The organism is Pseudoalteromonas sp. Z9A4 (assembly GCF_011378845.1).
In the GTDB taxonomy this organism is placed as follows: Bacteria; Pseudomonadota; Gammaproteobacteria; order Enterobacterales; family Alteromonadaceae; genus Pseudoalteromonas; species Pseudoalteromonas arctica.
Genome location: NZ_WTLA01000019.1, coordinates 15,603 through 35,774, shown reverse-complemented (window position 1 = coordinate 35,774; position 20,172 = coordinate 15,603). Strand labels below are relative to the sequence as shown.

The following is a 20,172-nucleotide window of genomic DNA, read 5'->3' as shown; positions in this document are numbered from 1 at the left end:
TTTCCTATCCTCTTGTTCATTGTGTGAGTTATAAATATAACGAAAATTAGTAAGCTACACTATGTACTAAATGTATCTCTTTGCTTGAGCCACAATCTATCAGACAGTGACATTCAATAATAATAGTATATATCATATAAATTAGGTTTTGATAGTCTTTACATCGCAAATAGTCAGATAAACTCACTGGAAGTACCACTGTAATAAAAAGTATTAAACTAACCTTCGCTTTGAAGTTCTCATGTTGCTTTTAATACATATAAAAAATCGGCCAGAGTTCCCCCATGACCGATTTTGTCAGCTTAAACTATTTATACGTTATTTTTGTACTTGTGCTTGGCCTGCGTCATCAAGTGCTGGTGTTTTACCTGCCCACTGTGCATTTAAACCAAATACCACTTTATTTACTATCAATGCAAAAGCGACACATACAATCAGTGTAATTGGCATTAAGTGAATGTAATGAATGTCAGTATGCAGTGGTGAGTTTGCAAATGTAAGCATGCCGTACATTACAACACCTAAAATTACTGCTGCAATACCCGCTCGTGCATCAACATTTTTAAATAATAAGCCCACTACAAAAATTGAGAATATAGGCATACTTAATAAGCCATTTAATTGCTGTAGTAAGTTAATAATACTGTCTGCTTGCTGGTAAATTGGTACAAGTACCAGTGTTAAGCTTGTTAGTAGCAATGTTACGTAACCACTTAGCTTTACAACACTTGGCTCTTTATTAAAGTACGCTTCGTGAATGTCACACACATATAGTGCTGTAGCTGAATTTAATAAGCTGTTGTAAGTTGAGAGTACAGCTGCTGCCATTGCCGCTGCGAACACACCGGTTAACCATGCTGGCATTACATCACCCACAATTCGACCATAAGCCGCGTCGCCAATATCGCCATAAAGTTTAAACGAAATAATACCCGGTAATACCACAATTGCAGGGACGATTAAAAAACGAATACCCGCAGCTGCAAATATACCTTTTTGCGCTTCTTTAACATTAGGTGCTGCCATTGCTCGCTGTGTGATTGTTTGGTTAGTACCCCAGTAATACATTTGAATAAAGATCATACCGGTTAAAAGTGTCGGCCACGGAATAGGTGAGTCAGCATCGCCTATGAGTGTTAAGCGCTCCTCAGGAATACCCGTAAAGTCATAATCAATAGCATTAAGTGCTAAAAATACGACTAAAACAGCCATGCCTAGTACAAGTATGCCATTGTAGGTATCCGATACAGCAACTGCTCGCAGACCGCCAAAAAACGCATAAACAGCACCAATAATAGCAAATGCGGTGGCGATATACATTAGCGGAATATCAACCTTAAACATGGTTTGCATAAATAGCGCGCCAGAATAAATAACCGCTGGCATATAAATAAGTGCATTACCTAAAAAGAATAAACCACCAATAACAGCGCGAATATGTTTGTTGTTATAGCGTTTTTCTAAAAGCTCTGTGGTCGTTGTACAGTTGTATTTGTAATAAACAGGAATGAACACTTTGGCTAAAATAATCAAACCTATAATTGCTGCAAGCTCCCACCAAACCAGTAAAGCCATTTGGTTACCATTCATGCCTACAAGCTGATCAGTACTTAAATTAGTAAGTGTTATTGAACCTGCAACAAACATCCAAGTAAGACCACCGCCTGCTAAAAAATACTCTTTGGTTTGGCTTTGTCCGTTATTGCGATTTTGGCCTCGGCATTTCCAATAAGTAAGGCCACCAATTAAAGCGGTGACAAAAACAAAAACCACCAGCTGTAAAATGTTATCTGACATGTGTGTGTCTCCTGCGCGTTATGCGCAATGTCTGTGTAATAAAAAATGCACGCTACAGCGCGTGCGCATCTCGACTTAGTTCTAACTTAATCTGCTTTAAAGGCATAAGTTCGGGACGTTGGTTATGCAGCTTTACCAATGCATTTAACTGAAACAGTGAAATAAGCATGCTGTTAAGCACACTCAAGTAACCCTGCTTTTGTAGTTCTGCAACGGTATTGCTATTTAATGTTTGCAGTTTGTCTTCATCAACGGTGCTCAAACCTTGAATAGTTTGGGTTTCGCCTTGTTCAAACTGCAATACAATATCTATGTTTTTAATGAGCCCTAACCGAGTAATTTCTTGGGTAAATTGATACGTTTGATAGTCATTTTTTAAGTCGCTTTCTAACAGTTTTTGCTGTGCACTTAAAAATAAACTCGGGTTACCTTTAGCATCAAATAGTGCCTCACCTTGCTGCGTGTTTACGGCTGAGCTTTGATCATCAATCGCGATAAAATAATCGCTACTATTTGCTTCTCGGGTCATTAAATAAAGAGGCTGGGTTTGCATACATACCGGCGTGTAAAGTGCCTGCCATTGGTTGTTATTAACCAATAAACTTTGACCTGCACTAAAGCTGGTTAACGCTGATACGGTATAACTACCATTTTGTGTATTACGTGCTAAAAAAATAGGTAAGTCGCAGGCTGCTTTTGCTATTTCATTTGCTCTTAAATTAACTAAATGCTGCGTTTTTGCATATTCAACGGCTGCATTGGGGTTAATTTTTAATGTTTGGTGTTTGGTGTTTACTAGTCCACTAATAGCCATAGTTACACATCCTTAAACTGGGTTAGCTGCTAACCACTGCTCTATAAAAGCACGGTGAGGCGGCAAAGTTTGCAACATCTGCTGTGTAAGCTGGCTGTTACGTTCAATTATTTGTTTGGCTTGCACATGCTGTGAATACAAATATGCTTGTTTAGTAAAGTCAGGCTTAAAGCCCATACCGTACAAAACATACTGATAACTGGCGGCAGGGAATAACTCTAATGCGCCATGAAAATCTTGAATAAGCGGGCCACGGCTTCCCCAAAGAAGTAAATCTTCTTGCAGGGTTTGTGGGATAGTATCGGGCTGTACATGTGCTTGCCAGTAAGGTTCTGGGCGCTTGGTTAGCATGTAATGCAGCTTTAAAAAGTCGATAATACGCTGCCAGCGGTAATCCATCTGCTCGTTAAAGCGTTTAGCTACAATAGGCATTACTTGTGTGTCTGCTGGCATGTGCTCTGCTACAAAGCGTGCTGAAATTTCAACAAGCATAATAGCGGTTGCTTCAAGCGGCTCTACAAACCCTGCCGACATACCAATGGCAACACAATTTTTATGCCAAAACTTCTCACGGTATCCTGATTCAAAACTAATTTTACGGGCAGTTAAACCGTTTGCTGCATCGCCTAAATAGTCTCTTAGGTTTTGCTCTGCTTCATCGTCTGATAAAAATTTGCTTGAATAAACATGCCCTACACCTCGGCGGTGCGTTAAACCTATATCCCAAATCCATCCAGCGTTTTGCGCTGTTGCTATGGTATGGCTGGCAAGAAGCTGCTCGTTTTCATTGTAAGGGACTTGCATAGCCAATGCGCTGTCGTTAAATAGCACGTGGTCCATTTTTTTAAACGGTACGTTGAGCGCTTGGCCTAATAACAATGATGAAAAACCAGTACAGTCTATAAATAAGTCGGCGTTTATAGTGCGGGTTTGATCTTTTAGAGTAAGCTCATTTATTGCACCCTCGTCATCAAGCTTTACTTGATCAACAGTACCAATAATATGCTCTACGCCAAGCTTACTTTTACAATGCTGTTTAAGCATTTCTGCAAAAGCGCCGGCATCTAAGTGATAAGCGTAATTACAATTACCTTGATATTCACCTTGCGCTATACCTCTTGGGGCTAAGCTTGCTTCGCAAATATCATGTTGAAAATTAGTTTGCTGTGCAAAGTCTGCAACATTATCTAAATATGGGGCTAAATCTATACGGCCGTAGCCTAGCGGTACAGTAAATGGATGGTAGTAAAAGTCATTATTGCCATGAGTCCAATTTACAAACTTCCCGCCTTGTTTGAAGGTAGCATTACAGGCTTTAAACACATCGACTTCACGCAAGCCTATTTGCTGAAGTGTGTTTTTCATCGTGGGCCAGGTACCTTCACCTACGCCAATAGTTGGAATGTCTGACGATTCAACCAACATCACTTTTAAGCCGTCACCATTTTGACCTTGGTGATACGAAGCTATAATTGCAGCGCTCAGCCATCCTGCTGTACCACCGCCAACTACCGCTACTGTTTTTATTGCTTTATTCATAATGGACTACTCTTTGAGTATTTTTGATAACGTTTTATACAACAAATGCCCGTTAGGGCATTTTGATTTAATGTGTATTCATTTTAGCCAATTAGGTTAACTAATATACATTACTGCTAAATTAACCTAATTGGTATTAGCACCTTGGTGCTGTAATGAAAACTAATAGGCGAAAAATACGCCTCCATCATTAATTAAAACGATCCGCGAATACCAAACGCGTAACGTGAGCCATTATCTTCTACTGAATAGATTTGGTTAGCAAAACGACCTGTTTGTACTAGCTCTTCTTCAGTAATATTGATGCCTTCCGCAAAAATAGTGAAGTTTTCGTTAATATCGTAACTTGCACTAATATCCCACTGACCGTAAGTTTCTACGTTAACTGGTTCACCGTTAAAGCCGTTATCAACTAAGCGTAAAAAGCCTTCACGGTTGTTAAATGCAACACGTGCTTGCCAGTTTTCTTGCTCATAGAAAAATATTAAGTTTTGTGAATCCCCTAAACCTTCAAGTGCAAATGTTTGTGTAGTATCGTCACCCACACTAATGTCGCTATTCACAACAGTTGCATTGGCAATAAAACCAAAGCCATTTTCAAACATGTGAGTAACACCGACTTCAAAACCGGTTACAGTTGCAGACTCACCATTTTGAGGACGACTTGCAGTGTAAACTTCTGAGCTACCAATAAGTTCGTCATCTGTTTGGTCTGTACATGTAGTACACGCAAAATCAGGACCTGAACGGTCAGACATTTCGTATGTTTCTGCACCTGTTAGGGTAACAATAAAGTCATCTACTTCTTTACTAAATACTGCAAAGCTAAATAAGTTAGCATCGTTGTAGTACCACTCGTAAGAAATATCCCAGTTTTCAGACTGGAATGGTTTAAGAGCTGGGTTACCACCACTTGCCGTTAAATTTTGACGACGTGGCTCGTTAAAGTTTGTCGCAGGAGATAGCTGAGACATAGTTGGGCGAGTGATACTGTCGTACGCTGCAAAGCGTAAAATCATGTTGTCTTGCAGCTCTAACTTAACATTGAAAGACGGTAATAAGTTTGAGTAGCTAGTGCCTTGCTCGATGTTCGTTGCAGGCCCAAAAACATTCTGAAACAATGTTGCGTCAGATGTTGGTATTACATCGCTAATAAAGCTTTGTATTGCAGCAACTTCAATATCAGTTTCTGAGTAACGCGCGCCAAAGTTAACTGTTACAGGCATATCTGAAAGGTCAAAACCAAGCGTAAAGTCCATGTATAAGCTAGTGATGTCTTCGTTAATTGTGTAACGGTTATTTTGTAGTGTTGGCTCTACTGGGAAACCTTGATCGGCTAAGTAATCAAGCATTTTATCGCCATCGTAGCTATAAAATGTATCGATTAAACCAGGGAAGTAGTTACTCGCTGTATAAGCTTCAAAATCAATTGCATCAAGTGGTGCTTGTGTACCATAACCACAGAACTGACATTGACTACCAAAGATTTGAAAGCTTGATTTTTCACGTTCTTGGCGATAAGCACCAAAGTTAATGCGATCAACGGGGCCTTTATCTGGCACATATTCAAAATCGGCTTTTACTTCAGTAATTTCATCTTCATCTGTAAATTGATTACCAATTTCGTTGTAATGAAGTCGCGCTAGGCTTGGAGCTGGCAACGAACCATTTTCAAAACCATCATGCTGTACAGTAGGAATGCTGCCTGTACCGTCAAAAGTATAGCTATTGATAACACCTACAACGTTAAAGCGATCTCTACCCGCACGGTCGTTTTCGGCTGTTGAGCGAGATACGTCAAATTTTGCTTTTAATGACTCGTTGACTTGCCAGTCAACGTTAATACCAAATGCTTTATTAGTTACATCACGTGAGTTACGTGTGTGAGATACAAAGTCACTTGCCGGATCGCCACTTGGTGCGCCCAAACCCACTTCTTGGGAGAAAGTTAAAAGCGTGCCTGTTTCAGGATCAATTGTTGCGCTACCTACGCGGTCTGGTTCAAACCACGATGCTAAATCGCGTACTGTTGAATCAACTTCAAATTTTGAAATCATGCCATCAACAGTAATCGTAACATCGTCAGACGGTGCATATTGTAGTACTAAACTTGCGTTTGTTCGCTCACGGTCTTGCTCATCAACAACTTGATCCCAGTTACGTGGAATGTAGGCATTTTCAAACAATACACCATCCGTTGGATTAGAGATTGTTTGGCCACCGCGCCAACCAGCCGTTAAAATTTGGTTATTCTGAAGTTTACGTTGTTGATTAGTGATGGCAAAAAGCACACCTAGCTTGTCATCGTTAAACGTATTACTTATTAAGAATGATGTTGATGGAGATACTTCTTCAGAAAGGCTTTCGTACATACCTTTAACTGAACCTAAAATATGTAAACCGCCAAAATCAAAAGGACGTGCTGTAGTTACGTTAACCGTACCACCAATGCCGCCTTCTTGAAGCGTTGCTGTATTACTTTTATAAATATCAGCACCGGTGATTTGATCTGCAGCTAATACATCAAAGTTGAATTCACGCCCTGCACTGTCTGTCGCAATTTGACGACCATTAACAAGTACAGTATTAAATTGTGGACCAAAACCACGAATAGTTACCGCTTGGCCTTCACCACCACTACGGTCAATTGCTACACCTGTAATACGTTGCAGAGATTCTGCTACGTTTAAATCAGGAAATTTACCAAGATCTTCTGCTTTAATCCCGTCTGTAACAACATTAGATGCTTTTTTATCTAACATTGATGAACGTAAGCTGCTGCGGATACCCGTTACTGCGATAACTTCAACATCTTCATTTACTACTGTAGGCGTATTGCCTTCAGCGCCTTGAGCTGCAACGTTTCCGCTTGCCAATATGCCAGTAATAGCAATACTGATCGCGGTTTTCTTGTTGAACGATAACTTATTGTTAATTATCATTTTTTAAAAACTCCTGATTGTGTGTAGTCGTTGTGTCGTTGTGGTAGTGCATATAGTTTCAAATACTATTTATATTATAAATACTTTAAACCAGCAAAAAGTGCAACCTTTTCCTGAATTATGGATAGCATTTAATCACCGTATTTTTGCTTTTAATTTTCTTTAAATTAACATTTCAATGCTGTATTCACTCAGAAAAAGAGTAAATAATAACCTGTTCATAATCCTCTTCCGGTAATAAATTAGCTTTTGGAAAATTTTCACGATTTGGCGCATCTGGCCAATTTTGCGCTTCAAAACACAAAGCTTGCCGTGCTTTAAAAGGCGAACCAACAAAGTTTGCGGTATAAAGCTGCATGCCTGGCTGCGTACTTTTAAGGGTTAAACTAACGTTCGTGTGTGGCGAAGTTAATGTAGCCATCGTCTTTAAACTGCTGTCATCATTAAAAATATAGCAGTGATCAAAGCCATTTCCAGCTTCTAGTTGAGGATGAACGGCGCTTAAGGCCTCACCAACTTGAGCTGGCTTAGTAAAGTCAAAGCAGGTACCGGTGACTGATGCAGATTCATTAAGTGGAATACTAGTTGTATCAATAGGAAGATAGTAATTGGCATTAACTTGAACAAGGTGTTCATTAATTGATTCGCTACCATCAAGATTAAAATAGCAATGGTTAGTAAAGTTAACGAGCGTTTCTTTATTAGTTAGCGCTTTAAAGTGCAGAGTAAGCTCGCCGTTTTTAGCGCTAATCGTTTGCCAAACCTGCAACTCACCGGGGAAACCTTGTTCGCCGTCGGGCGAGCAATAATAAAGTTCAACTTCACTTTCAGTTTGTTTGGTTACTTGCCAAAGTACTTTATTAAAGCCTTTAACGCCGCCGTGCAGGCTATTAGGGCCGTTATTTGCTTCTAGTTGATACTGCGTACCAGATAAGTTAAAACGCCCCTTTGCAATGCGATTAGCGTATCGACCTACTGTAGCGCCAAGATAAAATGGGTTTTCAAGATAGTATTGAGGATCATCGACGCTAAGCGTCATTTCTTGTTCTTTAAATTTAATGCTTTTTATTATCGCGCCAAATGGCAAAATTTCAGCTGTTAAATTTTGACCATCACTGAGCTGAATAACTTGTAAAGGTTGGTTATTGGCAATAGATGTCACACGCATTCTCCAATCAAATTACCGAATTAACATTTCCTGTTATAACGGCGCAACAATATATAATATAAATAGTATATAACTAGCGCTTGTAACTCAATCTAAATGCGTTAAAAAATCACGACAAAAATTTACAGCTGCCATTATTATTTACATAAGGCGAGTAAATTAAATACTTATTGTTTTTACCCCCCCCAAAAAATCACACCTAATTAACTAACACATCAAAATAAATAAAAAGATAAATACAATCATAATCTTAAGAAAATCCAACCAATCGACATATGTTAAAGTTTTATTAAACCACTCTTTTATTTGGAAAATTTTCAGCCTTACTTTGTTTAGTTGATGTCTGCACCATTTAATCCAGCTTAATCGCTGCGTGTGCACTTTGTTTTTAGTATTTATAAACATTAACTGAGAGAAGAAAGGAATTATGATCCCATTTAGACTTAATAAACTGAGTATATTAGTTGGCGCTGTATCTGGCACATTCATATTAGCAAGCAGCCCTATACATGCAGCTCAAAGTGATAAAGTTCAGCAGGAAATGGAAGCGATCACGGTAACAGGCTACCGTTCTAACCTAGCCCGTAGTAAGGAACTCAAAAAAAATGCAATTGGCTCGCAAGACAGCATATTAGCTGAAGACATTGGCGAATTCCCTGATGCCAACTTAGCAGAGTCATTACAGCGTGTACCGGGTGTATCTATTTCGCGTGACTCAGGTGAAGGTCGTCAAATATCGCTACGTGGCTTAGGCCCTAATTTTACACGCACACGCTTAAATGGCATGGAAGCACTTTTTACAAGCGATTCAGGTATTGACCAACGTGGTGGTGCATCTCGCTCTCGAGATTTTGATTTCAGTATTTTTGCCTCAGAACTATTTAATCGCGTAGATGTTTATAAATCGTATGATGCGTCACTAGATGAAGGGGGTATTGCCGGTACTGTTGATTTACATACTGCAAAACCTTTTGATAATTCTGAAGAAGGGCTACAAGGTGCTGTAAGTGTAAAAGGTATTTATAATGATAGAACAGAGCATTCAGACCCTCGCTTTGCTGGTTTGTTATCAAATACTTGGGGGAATTTTGGTGCGCTCGTATCGGTTGCTTATTCTGAAGTAGATACAATTGAAGAAGGCTATCATGTGTGGTCTTGGAAACAAGCGAGCTTTGGTGATGATAATGTTGCAGATTCAGTTGATGCCGATATCAAAAACCGTTTGGTCAATGCCACGGGTAATGACCGTGTGTTTGTATCTCGCGCTAATAACATTGCATCTTGGGCTAATACACGTAAACGTACCGGTATTACCGCTGCATTTCAGTGGCAACCTTCTGATGCAATGTCTTTTGATTTAGATATTTTATACGGAAAGCTATCTAACGATCGCATTGAAAACCAATTATCAACAGCGGGCACACACGCATTTACTGGCGATGTGACGGCAAATCAGTTACTCGTTGATGCAGCTATTGAAGGTGACGATTTAGTATACGCCTCATTTGAAGGTCTTGATTTACGTACCGAGTCAAAAGTAAGTTTTGGCGAAACTGATTTTCACCAAATATCACTCAGTGGTAATTTTGAACTAACCGATAAACTATACATGACAACCATGTTTGGTTTATCAAAATCTACTTTTGAGCAACCTATAAACGATAAAGTTTTTAGTGAATCTGTCGACCATGCGTTTTCTGTTGATTGGCGCAATGCTAAATATGGTCAAAATACTTACGACTTCGATATTACCGACATTGACCAGTGGGCATTAATGCGAACTGATGTCCGTGAAGATGAAATAAGCAATGAATACAACACGTATCAAGTTGATTTTAATTACGAACTTAGTGATGTTCATTCATTTAAGTTTGGTCTTCAGTCTAAAAACTATCAATCAGATGGCTTTGAACGCAGAGACCGTGTTGATTGGGAAAATGACCCAAATTCACCTGAAGCTGTTTTTCAAATAACAAATATCCCAATTTTACATGACTATGTTATTGCAAATAACCAAGCAACTTTTGAGCGTGTTGTTGCAACAGGTTTAATTTCTCGCGAGTTAGATGCCTCTCATAATCGCCCTGGTACTGTATATCAAATTGAAGAAGATACTATTGGGGTTTATGCACAGTATTTATGGAACACCGAAATAAGTAACTTCCCAATTAGAGGTAACTTAGGCTTACGTTGGTACGAAACCGAACAAACATCGAGCGGGGAAGTTAATACTGGAGTAGGTTTTGAGCAAATTGAATTTAGTAAAACCTATTCCGATTTACTACCAAGCTTAAATGTTGTTACTGATATTTCTGATAATTGGTTAGTACGCTTTGGTGCAAATCGCAATATTTCTCGACCAAACTTAGATCAACTAAAAGCCGCAGGACAAGTGGGTGTTGCAGATCAATTTATCAGTGCTGGTAACCCTAATTTAGAGCGTTTTGTCGCTGATTCATTCGAAACATCATTTGAGTTTTATGGTGATTCGTCAAGCTTGGCTATTGCATTATTCCATAAAGATATGGAGTCATTTATTGTCCAGCAATCAGTGACCCTACCTTATGAGCAAACGGGTTACCCTCTAGAGTTTTTAGATTTTGACCCGCGCGTAAATGCGCAATCTGAGTTTACCGTTTCACAACCTATAAATGGTGATTCTACAGATGTCACTGGTTTAGAAATTGCGTTTCAAATGGACTTTTATTTTTTACCAGAACCATTTAATTACTTAGGAATGCTCGGTAATGTAACCATTGCTGATGGCGAAACTATTTTATTTAACGAAGGTGAGCGCATCAGCGTTACTCCTCCTGGCTTATCTGAATTGTCTCACAATTTTACCCTTTATTATGAAACACCGCGTTGGGGCATGCGTGTATCGAGCTCTTATCGTGATGAGTACATTACAGGCGAAGGCTCAGAGCAAAACATTGTTGCAGGATACGATGAAACAACGTTTGTTGATTTTAAATCGTTCATGAATATTACAGAACAAGTAAAAATAACCTTTGAAGCAACGAACTTAACCGACGAAGCGATTCGACAATTCCTCGATCACAGAACCCAATCCTACTCACAAAGTGGCCGTAATTTTGCGTTAGGTATGTCGTATAAATTTTAGCTCTCACCTCTAAACTGGCTGCTTTTGCAGCCAGTAATTCCATAAGGAAAGGTATAACGATGAATAAAACAATTATAGCGGTGTCAATAATATGCAGCTTAACAACTGCAAAATACTGTGTAGCCAATGATTTTCATACGCAACCGAAGCTAAATAACCCCATTTCACAAGTGCTTAATTCTTTGGGTAGTAATTGCCAAGATTTTAAAGTAGATACACAAAGTGATCACGTATTTGAAATTAGTGATCATCACCAAGCATTCGAACTATCTCATAAATGGAGTAATGGCTCCCATACTGCTTTTATTGCACATTCAGAAACAAGTAGTGGTGATTTAGGTCAAATATTAACATTTAATGCAAGCAGTAATGCATTCAACAGCAATGATGAGATTAGTAGCAATAGCACATTAGCTCTACGCGATAAAATACGTATTTCTGAGCAACATCCATCTGGTATAGCCTGGCTTCCCGCTCCAAACAATGAAGATGAGGGCTATTTATTTATTGCCTCTGAAAACGAAATAAAAGTACGTGTCAGAAAATTTAATGCGACAACTGATTTAGGGCAAGCCGCTGAATTACAACAAACAGAGTTAAATAAAATTACCGATGTATGGCTTGCTCAAATAGATAACACAACATGGTTAATACTCCATCATATGGGAGAAGCTAAAGGGGTCGCTTATAAAGCTGATTCTGAGCGCTTGTTTCAATACAACACGCCACAAGAGGGCATTATAGATATAACTGCTTTTGAGCGAGTAAACACCTATAACACAGCAAAAAATACTTACTGTAACAGTGTTGGTCAAAATGCACAGCTAGTCCAAGACAGTAACAATAATTGGTTTGTCGTTCATTCTTATACCGGTGGTACTGTTTGCGGCGCTAACATTGGCGATAATCATGTGAATGCTTATCCGGTAAGTTTTAATAACAACACAGCTTTCAGCGTATCTACGTCAGCTCCTGCTGTGAAAACCATATTAGGCCGTGCCAATGGTCCAACAGATCCTGGCGCTGATGGTGCGAGCGGATTTAGAGTAAATGAGGGCGGGCAGTTAATTGCATATCTAGGTGCGCAATATGCTTATTCGTCTCTTTTTAATTGGAAATCTGCTTTGCGTGAATGTCGCTCAAGTAAATAAATTAACAGCTAGGTCACTATCTTTAGTTGCCTAGCCACTTAAATAAAAAGATAAAAGTTATGCAAAAATACACTGTTTCATTCCTCATTAATTTATTATTGCTTTTAGTTTGCTGCCCATCAATTGCTGCAAATGACACATTTACTTTAGGTGTTATTGCCGATTGCCAATATGCAGAACAAGCCAATAAAGGTACTCGACACTACACATCTTGCCCTCAAAAGTTCAGCACTGCCGTTGAGCAATTTAATCAACTGCCTTTATCGGGTGTATTACATTTAGGCGACTTTATCGACCGTGAATTTAAAAGTTTTACTCCGTTAAATACAATATCGTCATCGCTTAACGCTCCCCTTTATCATGTATTAGGAAACCATGAATTCTCGGTAGATGATAAGTTTAAAATGCGCATAACTAACACTTTAAATATGCCATCGCGCTACTACAGTTTTGAAATAAACAACTGGCTCTTTATCGCATTAGATGGCAACGATGTGAGCACTTACGCATGGCCTAAAAATAGTGAAAAACATCAACAAAATATGACCTTGTTTAACTCTCAATATAAAGGGCACGAAGATTGGAATGGCGCAATTGGTATAAAACAGCTTAAGTGGTTAGAAGAAAAGCTAAAAGTAGCGCAAGTAAAAGAACAACCTGTTGTACTACTGAGTCACTTCCCTATTTTTCCTGAGAACAACCATAACCTATGGAACGCGCAAGAAGTGCTAACCCTTATTAGCCAGTATTCAACCGTAAAAGCATGGTTTAATGGTCATAACCATGTAGGTAATTACGCAAAAAAAGACGGCATTCACTTTGTAACTTTTCATGCGATGCTTGATACCGATACAACTGCATTTAGCACTCTTGAATTTTCGCCAACCCAACTTAAAATTAATGGTCAAGGGAGGCAGCCTTCAATGGTTCTTCCCATTAAATAACCGCAATAAAACTAAGATAACCTATGGCTCTATATAATAACGCGTACAAGGAGAGGATTAGCGTGACTAGGGAACTTAGTCACGCATTTTTGGCACTTATGTAGCTATGCAATTGCTCAATAGCACTTTGCATTTGGCGGCTTATATCACCTAGGCTAAACCCTGTTGCCACTTTAATTTGTTGATATGTTTCACCATGAATACGACTACGTACTATAAGGTCTCGCTGCTTATCTGTAAGCGTATTCATCGCATCGGAAATATATTCAATTCGTAAATTCATGCTACATAGATCCTCAGGGCTACCTTGTGTACATAGTAGTTCATCAATATTATCGAGGGTGTCGTCTGACAAATATTGGGTATTTTTAAAACGAGAACGATAATTTAAACCAATGTTAATAGCTGAACGAAGCAGATAAGCTTTCGGAAACTCTATTTTATCAATATGCTGGTGCGACAACATATTACTAAATGCCTCCTGCACTAAATCCTCATGGTCGCTAAGGCTTGCCCCAAAAAAATCACGGACTCTACGGTTTAGTTCACTGTTGTGCTCGGTATATAATTTTTCAAAAAATGATTCGACAATCATAAAATGGCTTTAACAACCTCTTAATTAAAAAGTAAAAACAACTGTATTAGTTGTTGTATTTAAGAGGATTAATCTAGCATTCAATTATGCTAAGAATATGACAAACCAAGCGTTTGTCACTAAAAGGTCATTTATTAGCTAAGTTATGACTCAGCAGTAATGTGCTCGTTAAGCGCTGCTTTTTCGTCAATGCTAAGCGCTTGTTTTGATTTAGCAATAAAATCATACCTCACCATAACGGCCTTACCTATCGCACAGCATTTATCATGTTGCCATGCTTCTTGTCGAAGTGTGAAAGAGCTAGTGCCTATATACTCTACAGAGGTTTTAACTGTCACTTCGTGGCCATAAAATAATTCGCCTACAAACGACACTTCAACTTTGGCAATAATCAATTTCCAATCATGCGGGTTTAAGTCCGGTGTAAAAAACTTAAAAATAGGTCCACGTGCGACTTCAAACCATACAGGGAGTACGGTATTGTTAATGTGTCCGAGTGCATCTGTTTCGCTAAAGCGCGGCATCACTTTTTCAATAAACATAAAAATCCAATAATAATTATATAAAGGTAAACCATGACGGACTTTATACGCGTTGTTGATAACGCATTAAGCGATGAGTTTTGCGATGAATTTATTACCACATTCGCGCAAAGCCCGCATGTAAAACAAGGGGTAACATCGGGCGGTGTCGACTTAAAGAAAAAAGACAGCCACGACCTACACTTAAATAGTCACCCTGAATATGCACAACAATTAAAACATATACAACAAACGACTGCACAGCATGTTTTTAAGTATGTTGAAGAGCATATTTTTATGATGATTGGGGCATTTGGCTTAAAGGTTTATCATCCAAAAACAGGTGAAGTAGTCGATTTAACCCAAGAGAATTTCGAAGAAGTGGGTAAACCGCAATTACCCGTTTTAGTTCAGCAAATTTTTAGACTCGGTAACATTCAAGCGCAAAAATACGAAGTAAACAAAGGTGGCTACCCTTACTGGCACAGTGAAGTTTATCCGCAGCTACAGCACAACGAAGCTTTGCATCGCGTGTTGTTATTTATGTTTTACTTAAACGATGTTGATGAAGGCGGTGAAACGGAGTTTTATTATCAAAACCGTAAAATCAGCCCTAAAAAAGGCACTATGGTAATAGCGCCTGGCTACTTTACGCATACTCATAGAGGCAATAAGCCAGTATCAAACGATAAGTATATTTTAACATCGTGGGTGTTGTTTAATCGTGCAGAACAAATATATGGTGCGCCAAAGAGTTAGCGCACCAAAACGATATGATTAACCTAGCAGTTCATCAAATAAATTAAACAACTGATCTAGTTCTTCAATGGTGTTGTAGTGCATACAACCAATGCGCACTACACCGCCTTTATCAAGCACATCTAATTGCTTGCACAAACCTTGCGCGTAAAAATTACCATCCCACACACAAATATGCTGCTTACCTAAAAATTCTGAAACGGCGCGTGGCTCAAGCCCTTCAAAAATTAAAGCAAAAGTAGGTGTACGCTCATTTAAGCGATCAAAGTCATCAATACCAAACAACTTAATGCGTGGGTAGTTTACCAAGCGCGTTAAAAAGTGCTCACTAAGCGCCATTTCGTGTTGTTTAGTTTTAGCAAAAGCTATGCTTAGCTTTTCGCGGCGTGAATGGCTATCGTCAAGTTCGCTAATTGCTGCAATGTAATCAACAGCTGCGATAAAACCCGCCATGGCTTCAAAGCTTTGTGTGCCGGTTTCCCAGCGGCCTGGTGCTACGTCTTTAGCTGGCTCAACTTTATAAGGTGTAAACCCGTCTAAATGTTCTTTTTTACCGTAAACCATACCTAAATGCGGGCCAAAAAACTTATATGCAGAGCAGGCTAAAAAGTCGCAATCAAGCGCTTGCACGTCTACAAGTTCGTGCGGTGCGTAATGTACGGCATCAACATAAACAAGTGCGCCTACAGCGTGAGCAAGCTCTACAATACGTTTAATATTATTAATTGAACCTGTGGTATTTGAAGCGTAAGTTACCGCTACAAGCTTAGTGTTGCTGTTTAATAAGCTTTCAAACTGCGCCATATCTAAGCTGCAATCTGCTTCGTTAATAAGCGCTGTATTTACCTTTACGCCTTTATCTTCTGCGGCTTGTTGCCACGACGATACATTTGAGAAATGATCGGCATTGGTTACAATTATTTCATCGCCAGCCTGCCAGTCACGTGAAATTGCACGGCTAAAGCTAAATGTTAGGCTGGTCATGTTTGGACCAAACACAATTTGTTGTGAGCTAGGTGCATTAAGTAAGTCAGCGGCGGCTTGGCGCGCATTAGCCATCAACTCAACCGTTTTATCACTAGAAAAAAACGCGCCACCTAGGTTCGAATTATAACGACCTAAATAAGCTGTCATCGCATTAAGCACCGATGTTGGTACCTGCGAGCCACCCGGTCCATCTAAGAATATTGGCGATTTACCATCAACGTTTTGCATTAATGCAGGAAACTGCTCACGTAATTGCGTTATGTTCATGCTTATTCCTTAAGACGTTAATACAAAACAATCCAGGTAACCTGGTTTGCTAGCATCAATTTTGTTCATAGGTGTTGCGTTGTGCCACACTTGACGGTCGTTTATTAATGCAAACATGCCGTCTTTTATTTCCATTTTAAAACAAGGCTCAGCTTGCTTGTTTTCGTATACAAGTAGCTCGCCGCCTTCTAAGTTCTCGTGAGAAACGCCGCATATACATACATGGTCAAAACCATCTTGATGCACGCCTTCTGGCGCTGCCGGCGTATCGCTGTTAATTGCAAGCATACGGAACTGATGTATTTCAATATCACGCTGCTCATCAATACCGGTAAGTTGGCGAAACTCATTTACAATGCTTTTCATGCCTTCTGACTCAAGTAAACTTTGCTCTAAGTTTTCGTAAGTACGCTCTACATTACCTTGAAAAGTATTAATTGAATCGTCTTGAACAAATGCTTTGGCTTGCTGTAGCTTTATTTCACCATCTTGCATTTTAACTACTGAGTAACGACGTTTACGAAAGGCGCCATCTGCATAAGGATTTGCAGGCAGGTTATCAAAAGAAGGCTTAACCAAATCAATATTTGCTTGGTTAACAAAACGTAGTTGCAGTAAATTCTGGTTGTTTAATGCTGTCATAAAATCTCGCCTAAAATAATGAGAATATTGATGAGGATTTTAATGCATTTTGATAGGATTTTTTGCGCGATTACTTACTTTAAAAGCAACTTAAGACTAGATTTAATACAATAATATAAAAAAAGAAGCATGAACTATCTAATATTTATTTTAGCCAATAAAAAACCCGCCTAAGCGGGTTTTTAAACAAACTCTAAAAATTATACAGCTTGTTGAATAATCACGTTGTCTGCTTTTTTAGTGTAAGCAGGCATGCGGTGGAAGTTCAAGTAACGGTATGTATCTGACGCCGTTGCATTGATCTTCGCAGCATATTCTTGGTACTCAGCGACTGTTGGTAATTTACCAATGATTGCAGCAATTGCAGCAAGCTCAGATGATGCTAAGAATACGTTTGCGCCATTACCTAAACGGTTAGGGAAGTTACGTGTAGAGGTAGACACAACCGTTGCTTTATCTGCAACACGTGCTTGGTTACCCATACATAGTGAACAACCTGGAGTTTCGATACGTGCGCCAACACGACCAAAAATACCATAGTAACCTTCTTCTGTAAGTTGGTCTTTGTCCATCTTAGTAGGTGGAGCAACCCAAAGCTGAGTCGGAAGTTGACCTTTAAAGCCATCAAGCAACTTACCAGCAGCACGGAAGTGACCAATGTTAGTCATACAAGAACCGATGAATACTTCATCAATTTTCTCGCCAGCAACATCAGAAAGAAGACGCGCATCATCAGGGTCATTTGGAGCACAAAGAACAGGTTCTTTAATCTCAGCTAAATCAATTTCAACGATATGCTTGTACTCTGCATCAGCGTCAGCTTCCATTAGTTCTGGGTTAGCTAACCAATCTTGCATTGCAGTAATACGACGTTCAATCGTACGTACATCACCGTAACCTTCAGAAATCATCCACTTAAGCATAACAATGTTTGATTCTAGGTATTCAGAGATAGACTCTTTAGATAACTTAACAGTACAACCTGCTGCCGAACGCTCTGCAGATGCATCTGATAATTCAAACGCTTGCTCAACAGTTAGGTGTTCAACGCCTTCAATTTCTAGTACGCGACCAGAGAATTCGTTAATTTTACCTTTTTTCTCAACTGTTAATAAACCTTGTTTGATACCGTAGTAAGGGATTGCATGAACAAGGTCACGTAGAGTGATACCTGGTTGCATTTCGCCTTTAAAACGAACCAAAATAGATTCAGGCATATCAAGCGGCATAACACCAGTTGCTGCTGCGAATGCTACTGCACCCGAACCTGCTGGGAATGAAATACCTAATGGGAAACGTGTATGTGAATCACCACCAGTACCTACGGTATCTGGTAATAACATACGGTTTAACCACGAGTGAATAATACCATCACCTGGACGAAGTGAAACACCGCCACGGTTCATGATGAAATCAGGAAGCGTATGGTGAGTGCTTACATCGATAGGCTTAGGATAAGCTGATGTATGACAGAATGACTGCATTGTTAAATCTGCAGAGAAACCTAAACATGCTAGATCTTTAAGTTCATCACGTGTCATAGGACCTGTTGTATCTTGCGAACCAACAGTTGTCATTTTAGGCTCACAGTACTGACCTGGGCGAATACCTGCAACGTTACATGCTTTACCAACCATTTTTTGCGCTAGTGTGAAGCCTTTATCAGAAACTTCTGTTGCTGTTGGTACTTTAAATGTATCAGTTGCACCTAAGCCAAGAGATGTACGCGCTTTATCAGTTAAACCACGACCGATAATTAGTGGAATACGACCACCAGCACGAACTTCATCTAAAATCACATCAGATTTAAGCTCAAAAGTAGAAATCACTTTATCAGTACCATGTTGCTTAACAACACCTTCGTACGGATAAATGTCGATTTGCTCGCCCATGTTGAGTTCATCAACATTTAATTCGATTGGTAATGCGCCTGAATCTTCCATTGTATTGAAGAAGATTGGAGCAATTTTATTACCTAAACATACACCGCCAACACGCTTGTTTGGTACAAACGGGATATCATCGCCCATAAACCAAAGTACAGAGTTAGTTGCAGACTTACGAGAAGAACCCGTACCAACAACATCACCTACGTAAGCAAGTGGTAAACCTTTAGTTTTTAATTCTTCAATCTGAGTAATTGGACCAACTTCGCCCGCTTTATCAGGTGTAATACCATCGCGTTCAATTTTTAGCATTGCTAAAGCATGAAGTGGGATATCTGGACGAGACCATGCATCTGGTGCAGGAGACAAGTCATCAGTATTTGTTTCGCCAGTTACTTTGAATACAGTAACTGAGATCTTTTCAGCAACAGCTGGCTTATTAGTAAACCATTCTGCATTTGCCCAAGACTCAATAATTTGCTTAGCGAATGTATTACCTGCTTTTGCTTTTTCTTCTACATCGTAGAACGCATCAAACATAAGTAATGTATTTGAAAGGCCTTTAACTACGATTGGTGCAAGTGTTTCGTCATCAAGTAGGTCAATCATTGGTGCGATATTGTAACCGCCCAACATTGTACCTAATAATTCTGCCGCTTTTTCTTTAGAAACAAGTGGAGAATTAGTTTCACCTTTAGCTACAGCTGCTAAGAAGCCCGCTTTAATATAAGCAGCATCATCAACACCTGCTGGTATACGCTGAATGAACAAATCTAAAATGAATTCTTCTTCACCTGCAGGTGGAGTTTTGATTAATTCAATAAGATCAGCAGTTTGCTGAGCATCTAATGGCGCTGGTACGATACCTAACGCGGCACGTTCTTCTACGTGTTTACGATATTCTTGTAGCACAATATTGCCCTCTTGGTGACGTGAAAGTATCCGGTAGCGCTTCAAGCGCAAATAAGTTACCCAATACTCATAGTATTCTAACGCGTAATTATAAAGCTTTTATGGATAGATGAAAATCCATCCA

General features: G+C 39.4%; 14 protein-coding genes. 4 read left to right on the top strand and 10 right to left on the bottom strand.

The window, feature by feature from the left end; translation table 11 throughout:
• Window positions 1-318: 318 nt before the first annotated feature.
• The 5 genes from GQR54_RS13675 to GQR54_RS13655 form a co-directional block, all read right to left on the bottom strand.
• A complete protein-coding gene (locus GQR54_RS13675) occupies window positions 319-1,797 on the bottom strand; it encodes an SLC5 family protein (protein WP_007580003.1) in 1,479 nt (492 codons plus the stop codon).
• A 52-nt stretch (window positions 1,798-1,849) separates the two neighbouring features.
• On the bottom strand, window positions 1,850-2,611 hold the full coding sequence (locus GQR54_RS13670) for a SapC family protein (protein WP_166378301.1): 762 nt from the start codon (window positions 2,609-2,611) through the stop codon (window positions 1,850-1,852).
• A gap of 12 nt (window positions 2,612-2,623) precedes the next feature.
• On the bottom strand, window positions 2,624-4,150 hold the full coding sequence (locus GQR54_RS13665) for a tryptophan halogenase family protein (RefSeq protein WP_166378299.1): 1,527 nt from the start codon (window positions 4,148-4,150) through the stop codon (window positions 2,624-2,626).
• Between the two features lie 194 nt (window positions 4,151-4,344).
• Window positions 4,345-7,092, bottom strand: a complete 2,748-nt coding sequence (locus tag GQR54_RS13660; RefSeq protein ID WP_166378297.1) for a TonB-dependent receptor — start codon at window positions 7,090-7,092, stop codon at window positions 4,345-4,347.
• Between the two features lie 187 nt (window positions 7,093-7,279).
• Entirely contained in the window at window positions 7,280-8,254 is a 975-nt protein-coding gene (locus tag GQR54_RS13655; protein ID WP_166378295.1) for an aldose epimerase family protein, read from the bottom strand.
• 433 nt (window positions 8,255-8,687) lie between these two features.
• Between GQR54_RS13655 and GQR54_RS13650 the strand changes: the two genes are divergently transcribed.
• The 3 genes from GQR54_RS13650 to GQR54_RS13640 are packed head-to-tail and all read left to right on the top strand — an operon-like array spanning window position 8,688 to window position 13,479.
• Entirely contained in the window at window positions 8,688-11,384 is a 2,697-nt protein-coding gene (locus GQR54_RS13650) for a TonB-dependent receptor (protein ID WP_166378293.1), read from the top strand.
• Window positions 11,385-11,443: 59 nt separating this feature from the next.
• A complete protein-coding gene (locus GQR54_RS13645; protein WP_166378291.1) occupies window positions 11,444-12,535 on the top strand; it encodes a hypothetical protein in 1,092 nt (363 codons plus the stop codon).
• A 59-nt stretch (window positions 12,536-12,594) separates the two neighbouring features.
• Window positions 12,595-13,479, top strand: a complete 885-nt coding sequence (locus GQR54_RS13640) for a metallophosphoesterase (RefSeq protein WP_166378289.1) — start codon at window positions 12,595-12,597, stop codon at window positions 13,477-13,479.
• Between the two features lie 79 nt (window positions 13,480-13,558).
• On the opposite strand, the gene GQR54_RS13635 is transcribed toward GQR54_RS13640, so the two are convergent.
• Together GQR54_RS13635 and GQR54_RS13630 are read right to left on the bottom strand one after the other, a co-directional pair.
• Window positions 13,559-14,074: a sigma-70 family RNA polymerase sigma factor gene (locus GQR54_RS13635; protein ID WP_166378287.1), complete on the bottom strand. Its 516-nt coding sequence runs from the start codon at window positions 14,072-14,074 to the stop codon at window positions 13,559-13,561.
• A gap of 143 nt (window positions 14,075-14,217) precedes the next feature.
• Window positions 14,218-14,616, bottom strand: a complete 399-nt coding sequence (locus tag GQR54_RS13630) for an acyl-CoA thioesterase (RefSeq protein ID WP_166378285.1) — start codon at window positions 14,614-14,616, stop codon at window positions 14,218-14,220.
• Window positions 14,617-14,649: 33 nt separating this feature from the next.
• On the opposite strand from GQR54_RS13630, the gene GQR54_RS13625 reads away from it, so the two are divergent.
• Window positions 14,650-15,354: a 2OG-Fe(II) oxygenase gene (locus GQR54_RS13625; RefSeq protein WP_166378283.1), complete on the top strand. Its 705-nt coding sequence runs from the start codon at window positions 14,650-14,652 to the stop codon at window positions 15,352-15,354.
• Window positions 15,355-15,372: 18 nt separating this feature from the next.
• Here GQR54_RS13625 and GQR54_RS13620 read toward each other — a convergent pair whose 3' ends face one another.
• The 3 genes from GQR54_RS13620 to acnB all read right to left on the bottom strand — a co-directional run bounded on the left by GQR54_RS13620 (window position 15,373) and on the right by acnB (window position 20,048).
• Window positions 15,373-16,608: a cysteine desulfurase-like protein gene (locus tag GQR54_RS13620; protein ID WP_166378281.1), complete on the bottom strand. Its 1,236-nt coding sequence runs from the start codon at window positions 16,606-16,608 to the stop codon at window positions 15,373-15,375.
• 9 nt (window positions 16,609-16,617) lie between these two features.
• Window positions 16,618-17,250, bottom strand: a complete 633-nt coding sequence (locus GQR54_RS13615; protein WP_008167256.1) for a 2OG-Fe dioxygenase family protein — start codon at window positions 17,248-17,250, stop codon at window positions 16,618-16,620.
• 200 nt (window positions 17,251-17,450) lie between these two features.
• Window positions 17,451-20,048: a bifunctional aconitate hydratase 2/2-methylisocitrate dehydratase gene (acnB, locus tag GQR54_RS13610; RefSeq protein ID WP_007579986.1), complete on the bottom strand. Its 2,598-nt coding sequence runs from the start codon at window positions 20,046-20,048 to the stop codon at window positions 17,451-17,453.
• Between the last annotated feature and the right edge of the window lie 124 nt (window positions 20,049-20,172).

Coding starts and splice junctions, on each gene's coding strand:
- GQR54_RS13675 (WP_007580003.1), bottom strand. CDS start 1,797: ATGTCAGATAACATTTTACAGCTGGTGGTTTTTGTTTTTGTCACCGCT.
- GQR54_RS13670 (WP_166378301.1), bottom strand. CDS start 2,611: ATGGCTATTAGTGGACTAGTAAACACCAAACACCAAACATTAAAAATT.
- GQR54_RS13665 (WP_166378299.1), bottom strand. CDS start 4,150: ATGAATAAAGCAATAAAAACAGTAGCGGTAGTTGGCGGTGGTACAGCA.
- GQR54_RS13660 (WP_166378297.1), bottom strand. CDS start 7,092: ATGATAATTAACAATAAGTTATCGTTCAACAAGAAAACCGCGATCAGT.
- GQR54_RS13650 (WP_166378293.1), top strand. CDS start 8,688: ATGATCCCATTTAGACTTAATAAACTGAGTATATTAGTTGGCGCTGTA.
- GQR54_RS13645 (WP_166378291.1), top strand. CDS start 11,444: ATGAATAAAACAATTATAGCGGTGTCAATAATATGCAGCTTAACAACT.
- GQR54_RS13640 (WP_166378289.1), top strand. CDS start 12,595: ATGCAAAAATACACTGTTTCATTCCTCATTAATTTATTATTGCTTTTA.
- GQR54_RS13635 (WP_166378287.1), bottom strand. CDS start 14,074: ATGATTGTCGAATCATTTTTTGAAAAATTATATACCGAGCACAACAGT.
- GQR54_RS13630 (WP_166378285.1), bottom strand. CDS start 14,616: ATGTTTATTGAAAAAGTGATGCCGCGCTTTAGCGAAACAGATGCACTC.
- GQR54_RS13625 (WP_166378283.1), top strand. CDS start 14,650: ATGACGGACTTTATACGCGTTGTTGATAACGCATTAAGCGATGAGTTT.
- GQR54_RS13620 (WP_166378281.1), bottom strand. CDS start 16,608: ATGAACATAACGCAATTACGTGAGCAGTTTCCTGCATTAATGCAAAAC.
- GQR54_RS13615 (WP_008167256.1), bottom strand. CDS start 17,250: ATGACAGCATTAAACAACCAGAATTTACTGCAACTACGTTTTGTTAAC.